The organism is Nitrospira sp. Kam-Ns4a (genome assembly GCF_965152595.1).
Genome location: NZ_OZ224218.1, coordinates 2,064,603 through 2,087,902, shown reverse-complemented (window position 1 = coordinate 2,087,902; position 23,300 = coordinate 2,064,603). Strand labels below are relative to the sequence as shown.

At 70.2% G+C, this 23,300-nt stretch carries 24 protein-coding genes; 8 read left to right on the top strand and 16 right to left on the bottom strand.

Translation table 11 applies throughout. The features are described 5' to 3' along the window. Positions 1–33 precede the first annotated feature (33 nt). The 11 genes from fliE to fliK form a co-directional block, all read right to left on the bottom strand. Entirely contained in the window at positions 34–405 is a 372-nt protein-coding gene (gene fliE, locus ACWHYQ_RS10440) for a flagellar hook-basal body complex protein FliE (protein WP_447972069.1), read from the bottom strand. Positions 406–423: 18 nt separating this feature from the next. Further along, a complete protein-coding gene (gene flgC, locus ACWHYQ_RS10435; RefSeq protein WP_447972068.1) occupies positions 424–873 on the bottom strand; it encodes a flagellar basal body rod protein FlgC in 450 nt (149 codons plus the stop codon). 16 nt (positions 874–889) lie between these two features. Next, positions 890–1,084: a hypothetical protein gene (locus ACWHYQ_RS10430; RefSeq protein ID WP_447972067.1), complete on the bottom strand. Its 195-nt coding sequence runs from the start codon at positions 1,082–1,084 to the stop codon at positions 890–892. Between the two features lie 38 nt (positions 1,085–1,122). Continuing rightward, complete coding sequence (flgB, locus tag ACWHYQ_RS10425) at positions 1,123–1,530, bottom strand: flagellar basal body rod protein FlgB (protein ID WP_447972066.1); 408 nt, start codon at positions 1,528–1,530, stop codon at positions 1,123–1,125. Positions 1,531–1,640: 110 nt separating this feature from the next. Next, a complete protein-coding gene (locus ACWHYQ_RS10420; RefSeq protein WP_447972065.1) occupies positions 1,641–3,167 on the bottom strand; it encodes a sigma-54-dependent transcriptional regulator in 1,527 nt (508 codons plus the stop codon). Between the two features lie 6 nt (positions 3,168–3,173). Further along, positions 3,174–4,430 carry a two-component system sensor histidine kinase NtrB gene (locus ACWHYQ_RS10415; RefSeq protein WP_447972064.1) on the bottom strand — a complete coding sequence of 419 codons (1,257 nt, stop codon included), beginning with the start codon at positions 4,428–4,430 and terminating at the stop codon, positions 3,174–3,176. After that, positions 4,411–6,582, bottom strand: a complete 2,172-nt coding sequence (locus ACWHYQ_RS10410; RefSeq protein WP_447972063.1) for a tetratricopeptide repeat protein — start codon at positions 6,580–6,582, stop codon at positions 4,411–4,413. The genes ACWHYQ_RS10415 and ACWHYQ_RS10410 overlap by 20 nt, the downstream gene beginning before the upstream one ends. 195 nt (positions 6,583–6,777) lie before the next feature. Then, positions 6,778–8,211, bottom strand: coding sequence for a sigma-54-dependent transcriptional regulator (locus tag ACWHYQ_RS10405; RefSeq protein ID WP_447972062.1), 1,434 nt, complete (start codon positions 8,209–8,211; stop codon positions 6,778–6,780). 292 nt (positions 8,212–8,503) lie between these two features. After that, a complete protein-coding gene (locus ACWHYQ_RS10400) occupies positions 8,504–10,312 on the bottom strand; it encodes a CsgG/HfaB family protein (protein ID WP_447972061.1) in 1,809 nt (602 codons plus the stop codon). A gap of 6 nt (positions 10,313–10,318) precedes the next feature. Further along, entirely contained in the window at positions 10,319–10,621 is a 303-nt protein-coding gene (locus tag ACWHYQ_RS10395; RefSeq protein ID WP_447972060.1) for an EscU/YscU/HrcU family type III secretion system export apparatus switch protein, read from the bottom strand. 30 nt (positions 10,622–10,651) lie between these two features. Further along, on the bottom strand, positions 10,652–11,773 hold the full coding sequence (gene fliK, locus ACWHYQ_RS10390) for a flagellar hook-length control protein FliK (RefSeq protein ID WP_447972059.1): 1,122 nt from the start codon (positions 11,771–11,773) through the stop codon (positions 10,652–10,654). Positions 11,774–12,067: 294 nt separating this feature from the next. On the opposite strand from fliK, the gene ACWHYQ_RS10385 reads away from it, so the two are divergent. After that, positions 12,068–12,577 carry a bactofilin family protein gene (locus tag ACWHYQ_RS10385; protein ID WP_447972058.1) on the top strand — a complete coding sequence of 170 codons (510 nt, stop codon included), beginning with the start codon at positions 12,068–12,070 and terminating at the stop codon, positions 12,575–12,577. Between the two features lie 65 nt (positions 12,578–12,642). Beyond that, positions 12,643–12,876 carry a hypothetical protein gene (locus tag ACWHYQ_RS10380; protein ID WP_447972057.1) on the top strand — a complete coding sequence of 78 codons (234 nt, stop codon included), beginning with the start codon at positions 12,643–12,645 and terminating at the stop codon, positions 12,874–12,876. Here the strand turns inward: ACWHYQ_RS10380 and ACWHYQ_RS10375 are convergent. Next, a complete protein-coding gene (locus ACWHYQ_RS10375; protein WP_447972056.1) occupies positions 12,873–13,139 on the bottom strand; it encodes a hypothetical protein in 267 nt (88 codons plus the stop codon). The two genes, ACWHYQ_RS10380 and ACWHYQ_RS10375, sit on opposite strands and share 4 nt — an antisense overlap. A 486-nt stretch (positions 13,140–13,625) precedes the next feature. Between ACWHYQ_RS10375 and ACWHYQ_RS10370 the strand changes: the two genes are divergently transcribed. Genes ACWHYQ_RS10370 through ACWHYQ_RS10360 form a run of 3 tightly spaced genes read left to right on the top strand, consistent with a single transcriptional unit; the run spans position 13,626 to position 15,404 of the window. Continuing rightward, on the top strand, positions 13,626–14,162 hold the full coding sequence (locus ACWHYQ_RS10370) for a hypothetical protein (RefSeq protein ID WP_447972055.1): 537 nt from the start codon (positions 13,626–13,628) through the stop codon (positions 14,160–14,162). Continuing rightward, complete coding sequence (locus ACWHYQ_RS10365) at positions 14,156–14,455, top strand: hypothetical protein (RefSeq protein ID WP_447972054.1); 300 nt, start codon at positions 14,156–14,158, stop codon at positions 14,453–14,455. The genes ACWHYQ_RS10370 and ACWHYQ_RS10365 overlap by 7 nt, the downstream gene beginning before the upstream one ends. Before the next feature lie 13 nt (positions 14,456–14,468). Continuing rightward, a complete protein-coding gene (locus ACWHYQ_RS10360; protein ID WP_447972053.1) occupies positions 14,469–15,404 on the top strand; it encodes a hypothetical protein in 936 nt (311 codons plus the stop codon). A gap of 209 nt (positions 15,405–15,613) precedes the next feature. On the opposite strand, the gene ACWHYQ_RS10355 is transcribed toward ACWHYQ_RS10360, so the two are convergent. Next, positions 15,614–16,261, bottom strand: a complete 648-nt coding sequence (locus ACWHYQ_RS10355; RefSeq protein WP_447972052.1) for a hypothetical protein — start codon at positions 16,259–16,261, stop codon at positions 15,614–15,616. Between the two features lie 124 nt (positions 16,262–16,385). Further along, a complete protein-coding gene (locus tag ACWHYQ_RS10350) occupies positions 16,386–17,132 on the bottom strand; it encodes a hypothetical protein (protein WP_447972051.1) in 747 nt (248 codons plus the stop codon). Between the two features lie 192 nt (positions 17,133–17,324). Between ACWHYQ_RS10350 and ACWHYQ_RS10345 the strand changes: the two genes are divergently transcribed. The 3 genes from ACWHYQ_RS10345 (at position 17,325) to msrA (ending at position 21,092) form a co-directional block, all read left to right on the top strand. After that, positions 17,325–17,840 carry a hypothetical protein gene (locus ACWHYQ_RS10345; RefSeq protein WP_447972050.1) on the top strand — a complete coding sequence of 172 codons (516 nt, stop codon included), beginning with the start codon at positions 17,325–17,327 and terminating at the stop codon, positions 17,838–17,840. 30 nt (positions 17,841–17,870) lie between these two features. Further along, the gene (gene hrpB / locus ACWHYQ_RS10340; protein WP_447972049.1) at positions 17,871–20,396 is read left to right on the top strand and encodes an ATP-dependent helicase HrpB; all 2,526 of its coding nucleotides are present in this window, start codon (positions 17,871–17,873) and stop codon (positions 20,394–20,396) included. Positions 20,397–20,468: 72 nt separating this feature from the next. Continuing rightward, the gene (msrA, locus tag ACWHYQ_RS10335; RefSeq protein WP_447972048.1) at positions 20,469–21,092 is read left to right on the top strand and encodes a peptide-methionine (S)-S-oxide reductase MsrA; all 624 of its coding nucleotides are present in this window, start codon (positions 20,469–20,471) and stop codon (positions 21,090–21,092) included. Positions 21,093–21,109: 17 nt separating this feature from the next. Here msrA and ACWHYQ_RS10330 read toward each other — a convergent pair whose 3' ends face one another. After that, entirely contained in the window at positions 21,110–21,568 is a 459-nt protein-coding gene (locus tag ACWHYQ_RS10330) for a hypothetical protein (RefSeq protein ID WP_447972047.1), read from the bottom strand. A 126-nt stretch (positions 21,569–21,694) separates the two neighbouring features. Continuing rightward, the gene (locus tag ACWHYQ_RS10325; protein WP_447972046.1) at positions 21,695–23,242 is read right to left on the bottom strand and encodes a sigma 54-interacting transcriptional regulator; all 1,548 of its coding nucleotides are present in this window, start codon (positions 23,240–23,242) and stop codon (positions 21,695–21,697) included. Positions 23,243–23,300 lie beyond the last annotated feature (58 nt).

Sequence of the window (23,300 nt, the reverse complement as noted above, 5' to 3'; positions counted from 1 at the left end):
GAGCATGCCCCGGTCCCTCTCCCCCCGGACGGTCTAAATCTGCATCCGCTGGATCTCTTCGTAGGCGCTCACGATCTTGTTCCGGATCTGCATCATGAGCTGGAAGCTGATGTCGGCCTTCTGGAGCGCAATCATCGTCTGGTGGAGATTCTGGCTGTCGCCGCTCACCAGCGCGTCCACGGCGTGCATCGCGTCGAGCTGGACCGCATTGGCCTGCGCGATCGCGTCCTTGAGCAGCTCCCGGAAGCCGCCGGGTGGCGCGCCGCGCGACGGCCCGTCGGCGAGCGCCGGCCCGATCGGGACGGGCGCCGGCGCGATGATGCGGATGTCGTCCATGGCCATCTCCACTGGAGCGAACCGCGAGCCGCGCATCGCCCCGAGCCATGCGCTCTCGCTCTTCGCCACTCGCGAGTCGCTCCTCGCTTATCTGCCGATCTCCAGGGCGCGGTTCCACATGGCGCGCACGGCGTTGATGGCCTGGATGTTCGCCTCGTACGCCCGGTGCGCGGCCATCAGGTCCACCATCTCTTCGAGCACGTTGACGTTGGGCATTTGGACATACCCGCTCTTGTCGGCATCCGGATGCGTCGGGTCATACACAGCCTTGCCAGGACGCGGGTCCTCCGTCACCCGTGAGACTGTGACGCCGACCAGACCGTCGCGGGCTCCACCGGACTCCGAGACCGCCAGCACCCGCCGGAACAGCGGCCCGAGCGGGACGGGGCGGAAGAGCACCGCCCGGCGCCGGTAGGGTCCGCCCTCCGCGGTCCGGGTGGACTGGGCGTTGGCGAGGTTGCTCGCGATGACGTTCAGCCGGTGACGCTGGGCATCCAGCGCCGACACCGAGATGGCCAAGCTGTCGTTGATGTCCATGGATGTCCGTGCCTCCCTAGGCCAGGCGCTCCTCGAGCTGGCGCCCCTTCCACGGACGGCCTGGCTGGGCCTCCGGCGGCCGCCGCCCGTGCGGCGCCGGGGCGTCCGCTCCGCCGGCCGCCGTGGGCGTCTCTCCCCGGAGCCCGCCAGGCTCGGCGGCCCCCTCCCTGTCCGTCGGCGCCGCCAGCTTGCGGCTGTACTTCTGGCTCATGACCGCACCTCCGTTCCCCGCTCTCTCCCCGACCTCGCCTACCGCGCCTCCCGGATCGCGGTCAGCAGTTGCTGGAGCCGCATCGCGACGACCGCGGCGGCCGCGTTGTACTGCATCACGTTGTCGGTCAGCTTCGCCATCTCCACTTCGAGGTTCACGGTGTTCGCGTCGAGCCCCGACGCGCCCGCCGACGCGTCGGTGAGGCGCGCGCCCACGGAGCCAGACCCGCCGCGCCCCAGGAGAAAATGCCGGGGGTGGGTCGCCAGGAGCCGGCCCGCCGGCTCCCCGCGCACCGCCGCGGCCAGCGCCTCCCGGAAGGGCAGCTCCTTCGCGCGATAGCCCGGCGTCTCCTCGTTCGCAATGTTGGAGGCGATCACCTGGTGGCGGGCCGCGCGCAGGTCGAGCGCCCGCTCCAGCAACAGGATGGTCCGATCGAACAGCTTCACCGCGCCGACCTCCCGCGCTCGCAGGTGATGCAATCACAAGACCAACCGGGGCGGGGCCGGAAACGTCGCTGCCGTCCCCGGTCCCCGGCCGAGTTTGCCCACCTGTCCGGTCAATTCTGCCGGGTGCCCGATTCCGCCTCCCTCGGTGCCACGGCCGCCGCGCCGGCCGCGAGCTGCCGGTACTCGCGCAGCTTGTTGCGGAGCGTGCGGACGCTGATCCCGAGCCGCTTCGCCGCGTGCGTCCGGTTCCCCTTGAGCTGCGCCAGGGTGCTGAAGATCAGCTCCCGCTCCATTTCCCACAGGGAGCGCCCAGCCGATTCGTCCGGACGTGACGGCGCGGCGACCGCCGGCAGGGCGGCCGCCGCCTCGTCGGCAGACACGTGCTCCGGCCCGATCACGCCGCCGGCCGCGAGGAGGACCGCCCGCTCCATGACGTTCTCCAGCTCGCGGACATTCCCGCGCCAGGGCCGCACGGCCAGCGCGGCGAGCGCAGCCTCGGAGAGGGCGGGCGCGGCCAGCCCGTTCCGCGCGGCGCAGGCGGCCACAAAATGTCGGGCCAGCAGCGGGATGTCCTCCGGCCGCTCGCGCAGCGGCGGCAAGGCGATCGGAAAGACGTTCAACCGGTAGAAGAGGTCCTCGCGGAACCGGCCCAGTTCCACCTCGCGCCACAGGTCCCGGTTCGTCGTCGCAATGACCCGGATGTCCACGTCCACCGGCTCCCGCCCGCCGACCCGGTCCACCACCCGCTCCTGGAGCACCCGCAACAGCTTGGCTTGGAGCGCCACGTTCATCTCGGTGATTTCATCGAGCAGCAGGGTGCCGCCGTGGGCTAACTCGAACTTGCCCAGCTTGCGGACCACGGCGCCGGTGAACGCACCCCGCTCATGGCCGAACAGCTCGCTCTCCAACAGACCGTCCGGCAGCGTCGCGCAGTTCACCGCGATGAACGGGCGATGCGCCCGGGGGCTCCGGCTGTGGAGATAGCGCGCGAGCAGCTCCTTGCCGGTCCCGCTCTCGCCGGTGATCAGGACGGTGGCCTGCGTGGGCGCGACGGTCTCGGCCGCGGCGAACACCCGGGCCATCGCCGGAGCCCGGCCCAGGAAAGGGCGCGTCCCGCCGCGCCTGACTCCCACCCCTTCGCTCGGACTCAGGGCCGGCTGCCGTTCCTCCCCGAGGGGAGGGCCCGGCAGGGGGCGAGCCTCTGCTGCCTCCAGCCGAGCCAGGACTTGCTCCAAGGCTTCGGTGGCAAAGGGCTTCAGCAGGAAATCGCTCGCGCCGTGCTTCATGGCCTCGACGGCGGTCTCAACCGTCCCATAGGCGGTCATGACGACCACACTGGTGGAGGGAGACCGGCGCTTGATCTCGCGGAGCACCTCCAGCCCGCTCAGGCGGGACATGCGGAGGTCCGTCAGCACGAGCCAGGGCCGGTCCTCGCTGAGCCGCGCCAGGGCCTCGTGCCCGTCAGCGACGGGCGTGGCCCCGTACCCGCTCCGCCGCAGCGACTCCGTCAGGGCCAGCCGCATGCTCGGTTCGTCGTCCACCACGAGCACAGATCGTCCTTCGCGCCCAGCTCCCACAGGCGCATGGCTCAGGGCTTGAGCTTCCATCCGTTGTCGTTCCTCCGTTGCGTCGGTCATGCGGCCTCACCCCGCGGCGGTCCCGACCGCGGCGGCGCCGGCCGGCTCGGCTGGCCCCGGCAGCAGCAGGACGACCGTGGTCCCGCGGCCGACCGTGCTCTCCACCTCGACCCGTCCACCGTGCCCCTCGGCGACGGCATGGACGATGGCGAGCCCCAGCCCGGTGCCGCGCTCGCGCGTGGTGAAGAAGGGATCGAAGATGCGCGGGAGCGCGTCCGGCGGAATGCCGACGCCGGTGTCCGACAGCGCCACCCGGGTCCACCGGACCAGGCGCACCGGGGCGCCTGCGCCGGCGCCGCCGACGCGTTCCTGAAACGCCGACGCCGCGATCGTGAGGGTCCCGCCGCCCGGCATCGCCTGCACCGCGTTGAGGATCACGTTCAGCAAGGCCTGGGTGACCTGGGCCGCGTCGCACCAGATCCGCGTCGCCGCGGGATCCACCGCGAGCACGACCTCGATGGGCGTCCGCGCGAGCCCGTGCGTCGCCAGCGCCAGCGCGTCGCGCACCAGGGCCTCGGTCCCATGCCACCGCGCGCGCGGGCGGCTCGGCTGCGTGTACCCCAGGAGGTTCGCCAGCAACCCGTCCATCGCCTTGACCGCCAGGCCGATGTGGTCCGCATACCGCTGCCGGTCGGGGTCCCGCGCCAGATCCCGTCGCAGGAGCGACGCAAACAGCTCGATGCTCCCTAACGGGTTCCGGATCTCGTGCGCGATCCGGCTCACCATCTCGCCCATCGCGGCCAGGCGGCTCCGCCGCTGCAGGCGTTCTTCGAGCTGCCGCACCGTCGAGATGTCGTGCAGGAGCACGAGGCTGCCGGCGACCCCGCCGCCGGCTCCCCGGAGCGTCGTCCGGGAGAGGGACAGGGCGGCGCCGGTCGGCGCGGCGAGCGGATAGCTCCCGCCGGCCAAGCCGGCCTCGGCCAGCACCGTCGCGAGGGGGCGCCCGAGCAGCCGCTCCCGGGGAACCCCAAGCAGGGCCTCGGCGGCGCCGTTACAACGGACGACGACTTCCCGCTCGTCCGCCACGAGCACCCCCGTGGGCAGCGACTCGAGGATCGCCTCGAGATGGGCCTTGATCTCCTCCTTCTCCCGGAGGTGCGCCCGCAAGGCGTCGTTCGCGGCGGCCAGCTCCAGGTCGGTCTGTTCCAGACGGGCTCGAAGCGCCCGGTAGGCCTCCTCGAGCGTCGCCGCGGCTCGATCGAAGCTGCGGAAGGCATGCCGCAGCAGACGCACGTCCTGGACCTTAGCGACGTCCTGCGTCATGTCGGTCTCCGTCTGTCCCTGCCTCCTGTCTCCGGGGGGCGAGATCCGCCGCCAGCGCCACGGCCAGCCGCGCCATCACGGGATCCGCCGCCTCGGCCAGGAGCGCCTCCAGCGCCACCTCGACTGTCGCCGGATCGTCCTGGGCGCGGCGGAGCCGGACGATCTGGAATCGCGCCCAGTCCGCGGCTCCACCCGTGGGCACCTCCTGCAGGACCCGGCCGTACCGAACGAGCGCGGCCTCCCCGCGCCCCGCCTCCGCCAGCAGGTCCGCGTAGCGCAGGACCATGCGGGGATCGGTCAGCCCGCCCGCGCGCTCCGCCTCCGCGTACCACCGGAGCGCCTCCGCCCGATTCCCCTGCGCGACGAGCGCGGCGGCGAGCGTCAGCAGCACGGCAGGCCGGGCCGGCTGGGTGGGATATCGGGCGAGCCACTGACGGCTCACCCGGACGGCGCTGGCCGGGTCTCCCGCCTCGAGCGAGGCCTCGGCGAGTCCCCGCAGCGCCTCCCGCCCCCACCGGCCGAGCGGATATTGGAGGCGGTAGCGGTCGAAGACCTGCCGGGCCGCGGCGAAGTCGCGCTGGGCCAGATAGGTTTGCCCCAACCCGATCAGCGCCGCTTCCCGCCAGGCCTGGGCGCCGCGGCTTCGCAGCACGACCTGGTAGAGCCGGACGGCTTCGGGCAGGAACCCCAGCCGCTGGTCCGCCCCGGCGATCCGGAGGAGCAGGTCGCTGTCGGCGAAGACGCGCTCGGCAAACACCCCGAGCCGGTAATAGAGCGTCACCGCCGCGAGGTCGTCGCCGCGGTCGAGCGCCAACAGGATGTCCGGCGCGAGCAGCCCGGCGAGCCGCCCGCTCGCTCGCTCCGGCCAGGGGTCGTCGGGCAGGCGTCCGGCCCGGGCGACCACCGCCTCGTAGGCCCGGATCGCCTCCGTCCGTTCCCCGTCCGCTTCGAGCATCTCAGCCAGGTGATAGCCTGCTTCGCTCCCGAGGACGAGGCGCTCGTAGGTCGCCGCCAGCTCGTGCAGGACGCGCCGCTGCCCGGCCGGGTCCAGCCAGGGGACCGGCCCGGCGCGCAGCAGGGTGCGGACCGTTTCGTGCAGCGCGCGCGTGGGCCGGGCGGCCAGCCGCTCGTGGCCCAGTTCCGCGAGCCGCAGGCGCGCGAGGGCCGCCCCCAGCGTGCCAGGATGGCGCGCCACCGCCAGCTCGTAGAACAGCCCAGCCCGCTCGAGGGCACCGTGGCGGCGGAAGCTGTCCCCGATCTGGACCAGCGCCTCGGGCGCCTCGTCGCTCCAGGGACGCAGGTTGTAGGCGATGCCGTAGAGGCGGCGGGCGTCCGCCTCGCGGCCCAGCTCCCTCGTCAGCGCGGCGTACCGGAGCAGCGACGCCGGCCGGCGCTTGAGGAACTCCGGCCATTGCTCCATGGCCGTCCGATAGAGGGCCTCCGCCTCTTCCGGCCGCCGGGCCGCGACCAGCACGTCCGCGAGCCCGACCGTCGCATACTGCCGCAGCCGCTCGTCGCGCGTGTGCTGGCGGAGCGTCCGGAACGCCTGCTCGGCCTCGCCCCACCGGGCCCACCCGACATCGTTCAGGGCGAGCCCGAGCCACGCCCGGTCCGCATCGGGCCCATCGGGCAGGTCGGTGAGCGCCCGCTCGTACGAGCCCTGGGCTTCGATCCGCAGCCCCATCGCCGCGTAGAGGTCGCCGATGCGCCAGCGGGCCCGGCGCGCGTTCGGCGAGCCGGGACGTTCCAACAGGAGGGCCCGGTACGCCTCAATCGCTTCCATCATTCCCCGGGGACCCGGCTTCTCGCGGACGAGCAGCTCCGCGAGGAAGGCCCGCGCGGGCTCGACGAGCGGGCTGCTCGGATGTTGCTCGACGACCTGCTGGAAGGCCAGCCGCGCCTCCGGCAGGTGGCCCTGCCGGTAGGACGTCGTGCCGCGCTCGAAGACGGCCGCCGCCGGCCCCTCCCCGGGGCCAGCGACGCGCGGCCCGTCGTCGGGCCAATCGGGCAAGGTAAAGGAATCCGGTGGCACGGGAGCGCCGGGGCGCGAGGCCGCCGCCGGCGACCGCCCCTGGGAGAATGAGGGCCCGGCGGCCTCCAGCATCCCGACGAGCAACGCCATCAGGAGCGATGAGAGGGGAACCGTGTGCACGGCTCCGGGAGGCAGCAACTTCCATGCCCCCGGTCCCCACGGACGTCTGGCGGAAGAGGCGTCAGGATTTCTTCCGGTTGCACGCGGTCGCGCGTGGCGGGCAGGACGAGCGGCCAATCCGGTGTTGGGCAGCTTGACGCGTCTGGTCAAGCGGTTGACGGTCGGAGCCAGGCAGACGGGACTCCGGTGCCTGCCTCAGGTTCCGCGTTCCAGCGTCGGATCGCCGGCGAGCCGCTCCGCCTGTCCCCTGGGATCCAAGCCCTTGCGCTTCAGCTTCTCGACGAGCGTCGTCCGATTCAGGTGGAGGAGCTGCGCGGCCCGGCTCACCACCCCGTTGGCCTGCCGCAGGGCCTCGCGGATGAGCCGGTTTTCGAATTCCTCCAGCTCCTTGACGAGGTTGATGCCCTGACCGGTGAAGGCCACGGGCTCGGCGGCGGCCCGCGGCGCGGCCGGGCCGGTGAGGAACTGCTCCGGGAGGTCCGTGACGGCGATGCGCCCGGACTGCTTTAGGATGACGAGGCGCTCCACCAGGTGTTCCAGCTCGCGGATATTGCCCGGCCACGGGTACCGGGACAGGGCGTCCAGGGCGTCGGGCTCGACGCCCCGGATCGCCGCCCCCTTGGTCTCGTTGAAGTGCCGAATGAAGTGCTCGACCAGCAGCGGCACGTCGCTCAGCCTCGCCCGGAGCGGCGGGAGCGTGATCGGGATGACGTTCAGCCGATAGAAGAGATCCTTCCGGAACCGGCGCGCCGCCACGGCCTGTTCCAGGTCCTGGTTGGTCGCGGCGATGATGCGGACATCTACGCGGATGGTCCGGCTGCCGCCGACGCGCTCGAACGCCCGTTCCTGGAGGACGCGCAGGAGCTTGACCTGGAGCGGGAGGCTCATCTCGCCCACCTCGTCCAGGAACAGCGTGCCGCCGTGGGCCATCTCGAAGCGCCCGAGGCGCATCGTCTGGGCCCCGGTGAAGGCCCCCTTTTCGTGGCCGAACAGCTCGGACTCCAGGAGCGCCTCGGGAATGGCGCCGCAGTTGACCGACACGAGCGGGCGGTCGCGCCGCAGGCTGTTGAAGTGGAGCATGCGCGCCACCAGCTCCTTGCCGGTCCCGCTCTCGCCCTGGATCAGCACCGTGCTGTCGCTGTCGGCGACCCGCTCGACGAACTCCACCACCCGGCGCATCGCCTCGCTGGTGCCGACGAGGTGGCCGTAGCCGTACCGCTCCTGCACCGTCTGCTTCAGCAGCAGGTTCTCCCGCTTCAGCTCCTGGAATTCCAGCGCCTTCCTGAGGACCAGTCCCACGGCCTCCATCTGGAGCGGTTTGGTGATGAACTCGAAGGCCCCGGCCTTCATCGCGCGCACGGCGCGCTCGATCGTGCCATAGCCGGTCATCACGATGCAGGCGATCTGCGCGTTCACCTGAAGGACGCGCTCCAGGACCTCCATCCCGTCCATGCCCGGAAGCACGAGGTCGGTCACCACGGCCTGCACGGGCTCGCTCTTGACCGTCTGGAGCGCCTCCGGGCCGTCCGCGACGGCCGTGACCTGGTAGCCCTCGTCCTCACAGAACTCGCAGAGCGTCTCCCGGATCGCCTCCTCATCATCCACGACGACGATGTGCGGCCGGCTCATGATGTCCCTCGGCACGGTGGTATGACAGTCCGAGTTATGGGAACGGAAGGAGTGAGGCAGCACGTTATACGATTAGGGGAGTCCCTGACAAGCAGGAAGTTCTACGCAGTCGGGAACTCCCCGACGACGAATCCTCTGCAATCCAACCGTACGACGAGGAACTGCTCGGACATTCCACTATAAGATCGGGCAAGAGGGCCATGCGCCCCTAGCGGTGGAGTTGGCCAGCCGCGAGCAGGTTCCGTAAAACTGTTCCCCAATCTTGATCCCCACTTTTTTAGGGGTGTTCTGATCAGGGACCTGGCCCCGTCCGCGCAGCGGGCTGCTCGAGCGGCCCGATCAGATTGAGCCCCGGCACATCCTTGAGCAAGCGCACCTGCGCACGCACCCGGATCGTTCGGGGCTCCGCGTCCGGCTCCGCGCATGTGGTGGACGCGGCGCGCCAGCGCTCCAGCGCGGCGCCGACCGCGGCCAGCGCCGCCACATCGAACTCGGGATCGCCGGAGGTCCCGACTGGACGCGGCGCCTCCGCCACGGAGCGACAGGCGAGGTCGAGCAGCATCGTGATCACGACCACGCGCTCGTTGCCCGGCAGATACCCGCGCCCCCAGGGTCGCTCGGTGATGGGCGGGTCCCAAGCCTGCTCGAGGAGACTGCGAAGCGCCTCGATCTCCCGTGCCTCTGCCTCCTCCATCCCGACGTCTCTGCGCCCGCTGGTTCGAGCCTGGCCCGCCGCCAGCGCCCCATGAGGCGTCACCGCCCCGCCGTCCGCCGTGTCGAGGTGGACCGTCGCCCGCTCGCGCGGCACCGGGACGACCGTCACGCTGGCGCGCGCCAGGCCGACCACCTGCTCGGAAGTTAGGCCGGAGATGGCGGCTTCGGTGTCAACCAGCCGCTCCGGCTCGATCCGAACGCGCCGGTCGTCGAGCGGCGCGACCCAACCGGACACCAGCCAGCCCCGCAGCCGCGAGTACACCGCGAGCGTCCGGCCGGCCGCGCCCTGCAGCCGGAGGTAGATCCGGCGGGGCGTCGCGAGCGCGCGGGTAAAGGCTCGGTTCTTCTCGGAGTCCGCGGAGAGGACGAACTCCAGCGCGCCGGGCACTCCCGGCGCCGGGCCCACGGACCCGCCCATCGCGCGGGCGGCGGCCGTCACCGCCTCCACGGCCGAGCGAGCGAGCTTCAGCCGCACGGGGATCCTGACCATCATCGTGCCGTCGGGCGCGCGCGCGGAGCGGGCGGGACCTAGCTCCGCGTCCAGGCCGGAGCCGGTCAGCCGCTCGATGAGCCGCTCGACCACGCGGACGTCTGCCGCCTCGCCGGCGCGGACCAAATCCGTGCCGGGCAACTCCCGGACGACCCTGGCATAGTTGCTGCGGGCGGGCTGATAGCCCGGGTGGGCAGCGAGCGCCCGCTCGTAGGCCTCCAAGGCCTCGAACAACTTCCCTTCCCGCGTGAGCGCCTCCCCCGCTTCATTGGCCTGGGCGGCAGGCACGAGCCCCGAATGACGCTCGACCACGGTGACCATCCGACGGTCGCCGGCACCGGGCAACAGCCCTGCGACGCGCTCCACGAATTCTCGCGCGGTCTCCGCAACCTCCGCCTCGGGCCCTTCGGCGACAGCGGTGCCCAACACAGCCCCGTTCTCGACGCCGAGGAGCTGCGCATCGAGCCGCACCCCTCCACCTGCGGCGCTCACGCTACCCGTGATCAGCACGGTCGCCCCTGCCAGCCGCCCGATGCGAACCATAGACTCGTCGGCCACACGGCCCGAGAGCTGAAGGGCCTGCTCGCGGATGACCTCCTCCAGACGGTCGCGCTGCACCACGAGCAGCGAGGGATTGTGCGCTAACTCCGCCACCAACATGTCGGCGAGCCCCTTGCGGAGCCAGGCCAGCGCCGGCGTGCGGGTACGGTCCTCGAACGGCAGCACCGAGACGACGAGCGTCGCCGGCAGCGCCACCGCCCCCGACAGGCTCGCGGAGGCCCGGGGCGCCGCAGGCCCGGACACGGCCGGCGGCGCCCCGGGCCGCTGGGGCGCGGCGGCACACGACTGGCCGAATGCGGCCAGGACCAGCACCAGGAGAAGCGATGCCGACATCATGGTTCCCTACGGTGGCGGCCCGTGCGGGCGGAGGCCGTGTGCCACCTTCCATTGCTCGTTGCACCGATACAGGAAAAACAGGATCTCGGCGACGGCCCGGTACAGCTCAGGAGGGATGCAGGCGTCCAGGTCAAGCCGCAGGAGCAGCTCCACCAAGGCGGGATCTTCCCGGATCGGCACCCCGGCCCGCCGGGCCTCGCGGATGATGCGTTCCGCCAGGTCGCCGCGGCCGCGGGCCGTGACGCGCGGCGCCGGATCCGCCTCAGGGGAATATTTCAGCGCGACGGCGGATGGGGGCTTGTCGGCCATCGAACTCTCCTGGGTCATGGGCCCCGTCGCTTACGCACGCACGGTCACGAGGCCCAGCTCCGGGATGAGTTTCGCCCGCAGGTCTTCGCCCCGGAGGGTCTCCCGGTCGGCGGTCCCGGCGGTCAGAGCCTCGACGTCGAAGCCCTGCGCCGCCAGCCCTTTGCCGAGCACCGGCAGGAGGGCGATCACGGCGCGCTCCACCTCCGCCCCTTCGACCAGCACCCGCACGCCGATGCGCCAGCCCGTAAGCGTCGCGTGGATCCGCACCGCCCCGAGGCCGTCCAGCTCGAGCGCCATCATGACGCTCAGCCGGCGAGCCTGGTCGCCCCCCGCGCCTCCTTCCGATTCCCGCCGTTCGACGGCCAGCCACACGGGCGAGGCCCCGCCCCAGCTCAGCGGCAGCTCGATGACCAGCGGCAGCCCGGTCTGGGCGTTGAGCGCATTGAGCGCCTGCAGACGATCGAGGGCCTGGGCGAGCCGCGCGAGGGCCAGGCCCCAACTCGATGGCTCGGCTGGCTCCCTCCCGGCGAATCGGGCGAGGACGGCGAGGACCCAAGCCTTGAGCGTCGGCTCGCCGGGATCCTGCACGAGGCGTCCGGTGTGGAGCACCTGCCTCGCCAGCCCATGCTCGTACTGCAACCCGAGCGCCAGCAGGGCATCGCGGACCCGTTCGGCGGAGAGGGGGCCCGGTGGGAGCGCGAGCTGCGAGACGAGGGCCGTGAGCTCTGCGGCCAGGTGCGAGGCCCGCGCGGCGCCAGGTGCCTCCGCTGGCGTCGCGGCCGCGCTGCGAAGCCCGGCGAGGAGACGCCCCAGACTGTCCACGACGGATTGATCGGCAGGGAGCAGGAGCTTGAGGAGCGCGGCAAGGCGGTCGGTGGACAGGGCCGCCCCTGCAGGCGAGCCAGCAAGCGGGGGCTCCAGCCGGAGCCGCAGCCGGTCACCGAGGGATTCCACCCTGGCCTGGAGCACCTGCCCGACCGGCAGGGGGCCAACCTCCGACACTGCGGTCAGCGGGGTCCCTTTGACGAGGACGACCAGGCGACCGTCCTCTCTGGTCGCGAGCACGGTCGCCTGGACCGATTCGCCCTCGGCCAGCAGGGGTCCTTCCTGTAGCCGGCTCACCTCGAGGACTGCGGGCAAGGCTGGCAGCATGCTCCGTCTCTCCGGCGCAGGAAGGGCTTCCTCCCCTATCGGCGACTTCGAGCGAAGACTTAAGTAGCCTCTGCGGAGCGCAAGCAGACGGTGACAGGTTCAAGACACCTGCGCGTCAACCGCTTGACGCAGCCTCTGTCGCGAGCGACGGACCGGACAGCGCGGCGGGTAACAAGTCAACAATTCCAACCTGTTGCGCCATCACAGCAAGCCGCCCCGATGCACTCCTGATGGGCACGGTTTGTGCTTACGCACTCGGAACTAGCGTGCACGGCGAACTCTAGGGAGGCTCCCATGCGAAACGGCAACGGACAGCAAGCCAGTGCGGTCGGGGACACCAGGACGGCGGAGCGGCGAGCGTTCGAGGCCTCCGGCTTATCGCCCGACCGCGCCATCGGCGACCAGGTGATCGCCTTCGTCGGGAAGGGGGTCGCGTTCAAGGGCGCCATCCGGTACGAGGGGGCGGTCCGGATTGACGGGCAGGTCGAAGGGGAAATTCAAACGAGCGGCGCGCTCATCGTCGGAGAGGACGCGGTGATCACGGCCCAGATCACCGCCGGCACGGTCATCAGCCGCGGCAAGATCAGCGGGGACGTCACGGCGAGCGAGAAGGTCGTCCTCCAAGCGCCGGCCTGTCTGGTCGGATCGGTCACCGCGCCACTGCTCTCAATGCAGGAGGGAGTGCTCTTCAGCGGCCGCTTGACCATGCCCCAGCTCGAGGAACTGGACCGAGCCGACCGTCAGGGTATGGAGCGGGCGACGCCGGTCTGCGTCGGGAACGGCGCGAGGCCTATGGCCGGCTAACAACAAGCACCTGGGGAACCCGGCACGGCGCGCCCCGCGGAGGGCACGCCCGCAAGGAGAACACGATGGACGAGGCGGTCGTGATTGCGTCGGAGGTTCTACGGGAGATTGAGCGCCAGGCGCCCTGCACCCTGGACGAGCTGATCCGGGCCCTGCCGGCCTATTCGTGGAATCAGGTCTTCTTGGCCGTGGACGACTTGAACCGGCGGAACGTCCTGACGATCCACCGGGGCGCCCGGTCCGACTATCTGATTACGCTGGCCAGGCAATCCCTGCTTCGCTACGGCGGTCCCGGCTAGCGCGCAGACCGGGCCCGTCCCCCGGAACCAGATTTCGGGCTGACCGGCGCCCGCGTCGCCGACGCCGCAGGCGCGAGGGTGCGCGCCCGCGTTCCCTCCCCGATCCCTTGCCAGGCGAGCATAAGCCCTTGCCTGCGGATCTCCTCGATCGGAACCACCGGCTTTTCTTTCGATGGCGCTGTCAGCGGAATCGCGAGGCCCCGCGCCTTGAGCTTCGACTTTTGGTTCTTCTTAAGGGACTGCTTCCCTGCATGTCCAGCCATGCGCGCCTCCTTCAGGACATTCCAACGACCAGCGTCGGGAAGCCGCCGGCCCTTACGGCTCTCACTCCGGCGCCACAACCCACCCGCAGTCCTGCCTATGCCCTTGTCGTCAAGCCGTCCCCGCAGGACTCTGTCCCAGCAGCAGCCGTTCCACGAACCTGCACCTGCCTGAACGAAGACCGCGCAACCGCAGGAAAGCCGGCTCCGGGTGGATGCACCCAGTGTCGAGAGCCCCGGCAGACCGCAAAGTGGCGACATTTTACGCTTTTATGAGGGCCGCGGTCAAACCCGCTGTGGTTCCCATGGACAGGCGCCGTCAAGCCCAACTCCGAGGATCCACGAGAACCGGCTGAAATGACGAGAGAAACCCGCAGACTGTTACCCCGCTGATCGGGCAAAAGGTTCCGCGCACGGCCTAAACGTCAGGCGGGTGTGGGTGACAGCGGACGATCCGCCGGCGCAGCACGAGGCCCGGTTCCGCCTGCAGTGCAGCAGATCGCCAAGGCGCAGCCCGCGCTGATCCTCCTGCAGGAGGTCAATCCCCTGCCAGACCGGGCCGAGGACTACGTGAAGGCTCTGGCCGCGGCGGGCCTCTCCTACACGCAGGTGCATCAGGTGGACGCCTGCGGGATCCGTCTGGGGAAGCCCCTGGCCATCATCCCGCCGCTCAACAACGGGCTGGCGATTCTCGCCCGGACCGAGCTGCGCCTGCAGAAGGTCGAGGGCCTGAAGCTGAGCGGCGTCGGCGCCTGCCGGGACCGGGCTGGCTTCCAGCTCACAGAGCTGCGCTACGCGCTCATCGCCTCCGTCACGAGCCCGCGGAGCGGGAAGCGATACGTCGTGGCGGATGTGCACCTGCACTCCGGCATCGAAGGGGACGGGTATCTCCTCAGACGGCTCAACGAGGCCCAGGCCGAGGGCCGACTGCAGCACGTGGAGCACCTCAAGGCCGCGCTCGTCCAGGACGAGGCGGTGTGGATCAGGGTGAGATCGCTTCCTACGATCCAAGAGACGACGTGCTGACCAAGAACGACGTCAACGCGGTGCCCGATGAGGTGAAGCGGACGATCGCGAACCTACCGGCCGACGAGCAGGCGGCGATCGAGGCCGCCTACCTCGCGGACGTGCGTCGGCCGCGGCAGATTGATTTCCTGTTCAGCCTGTCCCTCACGCCAACCCGATGTCTGACGCAGGAGCGGTTCGGCGTCGAGACCGCGCCGGGCGGCCTGCCTGGCTCCGACCATTACGGGGTGCTGAATACCTATACGTACCGCCATGAGCCCTGTCCCAGGGCAGACCAGCCCGCCGCGCCGTGAGACGGGTGGGGGCATGAGCGTGCTCGCCGCCCTCGCGGTCTGGGTGCTGGGTCTGGCAGCGGCCTCCCCGGCCGCCCCGCTTGCCGCCGAGCGGCAGCCTGCCGCGGAACGGGTCCTGGATCTCCGGGCCGGGCGGTCGTATCCAGCCGGTGTCCGCCTCCGTTCCCCGTTCCTCGGCATCTCGTTCGTCGTGCCGGACAGATGGCGAGCCCGGCTGCAGGCCGGCACGCTGGTGGTGCATCTGGAATCCGGAAGCCGGCCGGGCGTTGGGGTCGTCCTACTGCTCCAAGACGTCGGGCCCGAGGAGGTCGAGGCTCGGCTGCGCGAGCCCCAAGCCTTCGAGGAGGCCTTCGTGCTGCATCCCGTCGGCGGCATCCTGAGCGATGGCAAGACCTGGCTGGCCACCTATGCAGGCGGCGAGACCTTCGGCACCGCGGCGGCCCTCCTAGGTCCGGGCCGCCAGGCAGTCATCTATCTGTTCGCCAGCCCCGGGGAGGAAGCGGCCACGTATGGCGAGGTGCTCGCGCGGCTTACCGCATCCACGCGCTTCGAGGATCCGAGAGCCGCCAAGACCCTCAGGGATTGGTATCAGCGCCTCTCGGGGATGCAGTTCGTCCGTCCTTCGACAGGCTCAGGACAGGTTCCTTCGACGGGGTCGGAACCAAGCCATGCCGAGGGCCCGGCCGGGAGTTCCGGCGCGACGTTCTGGCACCTCTGCCACGACGGAACGTTCTCGATCGTGCGGCGCAGCGGACAGCCAGCCGGTGAGACCGTCGAAGAAGGCAGCGGCGACTGGCGAATCGAGGCATCCGCAGGCCAGGTCCGGCTCGTCCTGTCGTTCAGCACGGGAGCGACCAGGACACTCTCCCTCCGATTCGAGGGGTCGGCCGCTGAAGTGGTCTTGGACGGGGCGCCGGTCTCGCACGCGGTCAGCGACCTCTGTCCATAGGCGACCCTAGCCAACCCTCTCGGTGAGCCGGGCAGCACCGCGGCCCTGGGTCACGGGTTAAGCCGCTTGAAGGCTGGAAACGTCAAGACGTTCCGGGCGTGTTGCCTAGTCCGGCCGTCCGGGGTCTGCACGTTCCAGATGATCCCGAGCGCAATCCCTTCGCCGAACTCCGCGCTGTGGAGGTCGCAGATGAGGAACGATCGCCCGTCCTAATCCGGGATCATCGGCTCCCGCGACTGGTAGTGGATGAGGATCGGCGGAGCGTCGGGCGACCGGGCCTCGCCCCGGCCGTCGAGGTCCGACGGAGTCAGCCGCCGGACATTGTAGTCGCCAAACAGGATCAACGTGCCCTCCGGTACCGTCTTGCCCGCCGCCCCGCCCCAGACACCGTGAAACGTGGTCCCACCGGGCCCGACGATGCCGATCCAGCCGCCATCCCGAATCTCCCACCCCTGTGCCGGCACACTCTCGCCGGACGCCGTGTAGGCGCGGTAGTCGAGGTCCGGCGTCAGCGTGAACAGTTTCAGGGCCACGTTGCTCGCCTCGTCGGACGCCGAGAAGTCCACGCCGAAGCGCTCCTTGAAGAAGGCGATCGCCATGGCTTTCTGCTCGGCGATCTGCTCCGTCGTGCGCCCCATGATCTGCCGGTGGAAGAACGCTGCATCGCCGAACAGGTTGTCGAAGACGCCTTCCGCCATGAAGACCAGGTACCGATCGAAGCCCGCCGGTGTCGGCGCCCGGTGCCCCTGGGCCGTGCCGGCCTGGGCTGCCTGTGTAAACCAGACCGACAGGGTGAGGACCCAGGCCGCTGCGAGCGACACGATCGCCGAGGTCCCGCGTAGAGTCCTCCTGCTCATGGTCCCTCCTCCCGCTTGAAGGTGAAGAGCGGCCGAGGCTGACCGGGGAAATCCTGACGCCGTTCTGCCGGCCCTGGACAAATAGGCTTCTACATGCTTCGCCTGAGGGCAGGGGGACAAGTCCCTACTTTAGGTTGGGAGAGAGCGGGGAGTCCGGCCGGTCCAGCGGGGGGCGTGAGCAGGGGGAAGCTTGGGACTCTCCAAGAAACCGGCTTCGATCAGGGCTGGCGACAAACGCCCCGCCGCGGGCCCCCCTGAGCGCCGAGAGGGTGGCACGCGCTTCGGGAATGAGATCCTCGCGGCGCTCGGCCTCGGCGATCCGGACGGCTTCGGTCGCCAACGCGAGCGCTCCCTCATGATCCCCGCGGTCCGCGTGGAGCTTGGCTAGAGCGAGCCACGCGTTAACCGCCTTCGCATCTCGCTCGAGAACGGTCCGCAACATCTGCTCGCCCTTCACCCGATCCCCGCCGAGGACGGCCGGCAGCCGGATCAGGAAGGTCCCTTTGGAGGACATTGCCTCCAGGTGCTCCGGGTTCAGCTCCAACGTGCGGTCTAGCTCACCGAGGACGTGCCACAGGCTGAGCAGCGCGGTGAGTCGCTCGCCGTCAATCCGCAATTGCTCGCCGAGGCTGCAGAAAAGCGCGAAGTGCGCATCCGCGTATTGGTCGTCCAGGGCGAGGGCCCGCTCAGCGAGCGCCTGTCCCCGCGCGAAATGCGCCAGCCGCACGTCGCGGGACGTGGCCTGCCGCCCGAGGCGGCACTCCGTGAGCGCCTTGGTGCTCAACTCGGCGACAGAGTCAGCCGTCCGAGCCAGTCCGGGGGACAGGCACACAAGGGTTCCCAGGAGGAACAGCATCCGGTGGAGTGGCATGGGTGCAGGGTCTCGGCAGGGTGCGGTGCAGCCGGGCGGTGGTGCCCTCTGTGAGTGCAGGCAAGCCTACTACAAATCGGCGGGAGGACGCAAGCGTGGTGCTCGACGGGGCAGCCCGCCTGAGGCCCGCGCGCTCGTGATTGCTCCGCGCCGGTCGGCTGTGGTAGGAGGACGGAGCACGGAGGGCATGGAATGATGCGGAGGGATGCGATCCTGGCCGGCCTGCTGGTCCTGGGCGGCGGTCTGACGGCGCTCGGCGGGTGCGAGTGGGCGGATCAGTACTCGCAGCGCTACGAGACCACGCGGGTGGATGAGGCCATCGCCAAGTACCGGGAGGCGGCCGCCAAGATCCAGGTGGGCGACTCGCGGGATCAGGTGCTAGCCCTGCTGGAGCCGACGCAGTTCAATCTCCTGAGCAACGAGACCAAGCCGCCGGTCTCGTTTCCCATCCGGACCGCGACGGGCGAAGAGCGCTACGTGGACGTCTTTTTCTTCCGTTCGGCCCGACGGGCGGACGAACAGGTGGACAGCGCCGCCCCGCCGCCGGATGACGACTTCACGCCCTATGTCTTCGAGCGCGACGTGCTCACGGCCGTCGGTTGGAGCGCCTTCCTCATGCTCCAGGCCCAGCAGGCACCCAACCCCACGTTCAAGCCGGACCAGGCGCCGTGTCCATCCGTGGCCGGGCCGCTCTCGGGCTGCTTCTAGCCAGCCGTCACGCGGCCCGGCGGACATGCCATGATCCAGTTCGCGGACAGCCTGCCGATTGACGCACTCCTCCCGCGATTGCACCAGGCGCTCGCGACCGGCCGGAGCGCGGTGGTGACGGCGCCGCCGGGCGCGGGGAAGACCACGCGCCTCCCGCTCGCTCTGCTGGAGGAGCCGTGGCTCCAGGGCCGGCGAATCGTGCTGCTCGAGCCGCGGCGGCTCGCGGCGCGCGCCGCCGCCCGCCACATGGCTAGGCTCCTTGGCGAAGAGATCGGCCAGACGGTCGGCTACCGGACGCGGCTGGACACCCGGGTCGGGCCGACCACGCGGATCGAGGTCGTCACGGAAGGCGTGCTTACCCGCCTGCTGCAGGTAGATCCGTCCCTCGCCGGCTACGGCGCGGTGCTCTTCGACGAGTTTCACGAGCGCAGCCTTCAGGCCGATCTCGGCCTGGCTCTCTGCCTGGAGGCCCGGACGCTGTTCCGCGAGGACCTTCGCCTACTCGTCATGTCCGCCACGCTCGACTGCGCCGCGGTGGCCGATCTGTTGGATGGAGCACCGGTGCTGGCGAGTGCGGGCACGACCTTCCCCGTGGAGACCCGCTACCTCGACCGGTCCCGATCGTCCCCCATCGAGCCGCTCGTCGCGCAGACGGTCCGCCGGGTCCTGGCCGAGGAGCGGGGGAGCCTCCTCGTATTCCTCCCCGGGGTGCCGGAGATCCGGCGGGTGGAGCGCCTGCTGCGCGATCCGGCGCTGCCAGACGACGTGCTCTTGATGCCTCTCTACGGGGACCTGCCGCAGGAAGCGCAGGACCAGGCGATCAAGCCGGCCCCCGCGGGCCACCGGAAAGTCGTGCTCGCCACCAGCCTCGCCGAGACGAGCCTGACGATCGAAGGGGTCCGCCTCGTCATTGATTCTGGATTGATGCGGGTGCCCCGGTTCGATCCCCGGAGCGGATTGACGAAGTTGGCCACGCTCAGGGTCTCGCGGGACGCCGCCGAGCAGCGACGTGGCCGCGCCGGCCGGCGCGGCCCCGGCCTCTGCTACCGGCTCTGGACGGAGGTGGAGCAACGGTTGCTGGCTGAGCGCCGGCCTCCGGAGATCCTGGACTCGGACCTCGCCTCGCTGGCACTGGAGCTGGCCCTGTGGGGGACGGACGGGCCGCATCGCCTGCGCTGGCTCGATCCGCCACCGGCCGGCGCCTTCGCCCAGGCCAGGGCCTTGCTCCGGCAGCTCGGCGCGCTCGACGAGGCAGGACGGATCACGGCGCACGGCCGGCGAATGGCGGACCTGGCGATGCATCCCCGCCTCGCCCACATGGTCCTCAAGGCGGTCCCGCTCGGAGCGGGCGGGCTCGCCTGCGCGCTCGCCGCGCTGCTCGGTGAGCGCGACATCCTGAAGGCGTCGCCGCGCCGGCCGGGGGCCGATGTGCGGCTCCGGCTCGAAATCCTGCGGAGCGCGCACCGGCCGGAGCCGGGGTTAGCGGTGGATCATGCGGCTGTCCACCGGCTCAGGCGGACCGCGGAGCAGTGGCGCCGGCGCCTCGATCTGCCGCCATCCCCGGAGACCGTGGAGGCAGCAGGCCGTCTGCTCGCTTTCGCCTATCCCGACCGGATCGCGCAGCGGCAGCCCGGACCGGAAGCTCGGTTCCGCCTCGCCAACGGGCGCAGCGCCTGGTTTCCGGAGCCCGAGCCGCTCGCGGCCGAAGAGTTCCTCGTCATCGCCGACCTCGACGGCGCCCCCGACCGGGCCAGGATCTTCCTGGCTGCGCCCCTCCGCCGCGAGGAGCTGGCGGAGACGTGCGGCGACATGATCCACACCGTGGACTTCGTTGCTTGGGATGAGCGGGCGGAACGGGTTCTGGCGAGGCGGCAGCGGCGGCTCGGCGAGCTGGTCCTCGACGACGCAGTGCTCCCCAACCCCGATCCCCAGGCGGTGACCGCCTCGCTCCTCCAGGGCATCCGGCGGCGGGGCCTCGCCTGCCTCGGTTGGACACCCGCGCTCCGGACCTGGCAGGCGCGTGTGCAGTTCCTCCGGCGAGTGGAGGGTCCCGATGCCGGATGGCCCGATGTCTCCGACGCCGCCTTGCTCGCCACGCTCGAGCGCTGGCTCGCCCCGTTCGTCGCCGGGATGACCAGCTTGGGGCAGGTGCGACGGCTCGACCTGACGGGGCCGCTGCAGACCCTGCTGACCCGGGAGCAGCAACAGGCCTTGGACCGGAAGGCGCCAACGCACCTCACGGTGCCGAGCGGCTCCCGCCTGCCGCTGGACTACGAGTCCCATGACCGGCCGGTGCTCGCGGTGCGGGTGCAGGAGCTGTTCGGAGCCCGCGAGACGCCCCGCATTGCGGAGGGGCGCATGCCGGTGCTGATCCAGCTCCTCTCGCCCGCCCGGCGCCCAGTCCAGGTCACCGATGACCTCGCGGGCTTCTGGGTGAAGAGCTACCAGGAGGTCCGCAAGGCGCTGCGCGGGCGCTATCCCAAGCATGCGTGGCCTGAAGACCCCCTACAGGCTGTGCCCGCCCGGGGCGGCACCCGCGCGCGGAGTCGGGTGTAAGATGGGATCGGCTTGCCCGACTGTCTGGAATGGAGACTCCGCGGACACGGGCGGACGCTGGAGGACCAGGCTATGAAGACCAGGCTGCTCTCAGGATCGCGTGCGCTCAGCGTATGGCTGCTGATTTCAACCGGTGTCGTCGCCGGCGCCGACAGCGTGCCCGGGCGCGGGCTCGCAAAGGCCCTCTTCGCCGGCGGCTGCTTCTGGTGCATGGAGGAGGCCTTCGAGCAGGTCGAGGGGGTCGTCTCGGTCACCTCGGGCTATACGGGCGGCCAGACGGTGCGGCCGACCTACGAGGAAGTCTCGGCGGGAAGCACCGGCCACGCCGAAACGGTCGAGGTGCTCTACGATCCGGCCAAAGTGCCCTACCCCAAACTCCTGGAGGTTTTCTGGCACAACATTGACCCAACGACGCCGGACCGGCAGTTCTGCGACCGGGGCAGCCAGTACCGCTCCGCGATCTTCTATCTGGACGAGACGCAGCGGCGGCTGGCCGAGGAGTCGAAACGCACGCTGGAGCGGGACAAGCCGTTCCGCGGCCCGATCGTGACCCAGATCGTCGCGGCGACGCCCTTCTACCCGGCCGAGGAGTACCACCAGGACTTCTACAAGAAGAACCCGGTCCGCTACAAGCTCTACAAGTTCCACTGCGGCCGCGCCCAGCGGCTCGCGGAGCTGTGGGGGAACCAGCGATAAATGAGGAAGACGGTCGGTCAATTCCGCCGGGCGCGCTCCTGGATGGTTTGGATGAACTCCTCGTACTGGCGCAGCGCCTCGGCCCCGTGGGCGCGGACGTGCCGGTCGCGGGCGTGGTACCGGGTCGGCGTGATCTTGTAGCACAGGTCCCATAAGGCGTCGGCCGCCCGGGCATCCACGCCGCCCACGCGGGCCTCCAGCATGACCATGTACTCATTGATGTGCTGGTAGGTGCGCCCATGGTCGCCGACCCGGTAGCTCTCGCGGGCTTCGACCAGCTTATTCAGATACGGTTGGAAGTCGCCCGTCAGAGCCCCCTTCTCCGACAACGCTTGATAGGTGACGACCTCCGCCATGAGCCGCTCAAGCCAGTTGTCGGGTTTGCTCGTTTCCGGTCCGTACATCACTCCCGGCGTCCCGAGGTCTTCGGCTGCCCCATCACCGATGGCGACGAGTCCTGCCAACACAAGGCTCATACTCACCAACGCCGATAGGCTTGTTCGCACCTGCTGCACAGCTACCTCCTTTCCGTCGCGTCCGCTCCTTCCACAGCGCCGAGCGAGCCCGTCCGTCCGTTGAACGATGTCGCCAGCTCGATCAGCTCAGCCCGCGTCCTGCGCTCCCGCTCGGGCTCCACCCTGGCGTCGAATCCCAAGCTTGCGAAGCCGGCTCCGCAGGGTCTCGGGATTCATGCCGAGCAGGCGGGCCGCCCCGCGCGGCCCGTAGATGCGCCAGCCTGCCTGCTCCAGGACCCGCACGATGTGCGTCCGCTCGACCTCCACAAGGTTGGCCGGAGCCTCTGCCTCAGGCGGAGCGCCAACCACCGGCAAGAACCGCTCGTCAATCTCGACCGTGGAGGAGCGGGCCAGGATGACCGCGCGCTCGATGACGTTCTGAAGCTCCCGGACGTTGCCCGGCCAGTGGTAGCGGGTGAGCCGGTCCATAGAGGCGGGATCCAGCCGGAGGCCGGGTCGCTTGAACCGCGCCGCGCAAAGAGAGAGGAAATGCTCCGCCAGCAGCCGGATATCCTCGGGCCGACTCCGCAGCGGCGGCACCACGACCGGGAACACCTGCAGGCGGTAATAGAGGTCCGGACGGAACGCGCCCTTGGCCATCGCGGCCCCGAGATCCGAGTTGGTGGCCGCGATGATGCGGACGTCCACCGCAATGGGCTTGGTCGCACCGACCCGATCCACGATTCCGTCCTGCAGGACGCGCAGGAGCTTGGCCTGCGCCTCCAGCGGCATCTCGCCGATCTCGTCCAGAAAGAGCGTCCCCCCGTCCGCCAGCTCGAACCGGCCGGGACGCCGCTGGTCCGCACCGGTGAAGGCGCCCTTCTCATGCCCGAACAGCTCGCTCTCCACCAATCCCGGCGGCAGCGCCGCACAGTTGACGCGCACAAACGGTTTCGCCCGTCGCAGGCTGAGGTCGTGGATCGCGTGCGCGAGCAATTCCTTGCCGGTGCCGGTCTCTCCGAGCAAGAACACACTTGTGTTGGTGGGGGCGACCGCACGGACCTGGGTCAGGACATCCTGGAACGCGGGTGACGCTCCCACCATCGCTCCGAGGTTGCGGCTTTGCTTGACCTCCTGGGCGAGGTATTCGTTCTCCCGGCTGAGCTGCTCGCTCAAGCGCTGGATTCGCTCATAAGCCCGCACATGGTCAATGGCGAAGGCGATCTGCATCGCGACCTGCTGCAGAAACTTGAGGTCTTCGGGGTCCGGCGGACCGGTCTCGACGCTGCCGATGTTCAGAGTACCGAGGCACTCGCCGCGCACGAGCAACGGCAGGTTGATCATCCGCCCCAACCCCTCGAGGACATAGGACTCGTCTTCGAGAAAGAGCCGCTCCTGCCTCAGGTTCGGTCGCACGTGGATCTGCCGCTGCTCGAATACCCAGCCCACCGCGCTTCCCTTCCGGGGGATGACCGTGTTGGCCTTCAGCACCGGGGTCGCCATGTTCGTCACCACGGCGCAGAAACGGAAGCCGTCCACATGCTCATCATAGAGCGTGATCCCGGCACGGTCCCAGGAGATCACCTTGCGGATCTCCTCTGCGATCACACGCCAGAGACTTTCCATGTCCCGCTGGGAGTTGAGTATATTGGTGACTTCTAGCAGGATCTCGTAACTCAGCTCCGCCCGACTCACGCGCTGCTCCCCTCGCTGGGACCGTCGCCCCCTTGAATGCCGTCAAGCTCCGGCTCCA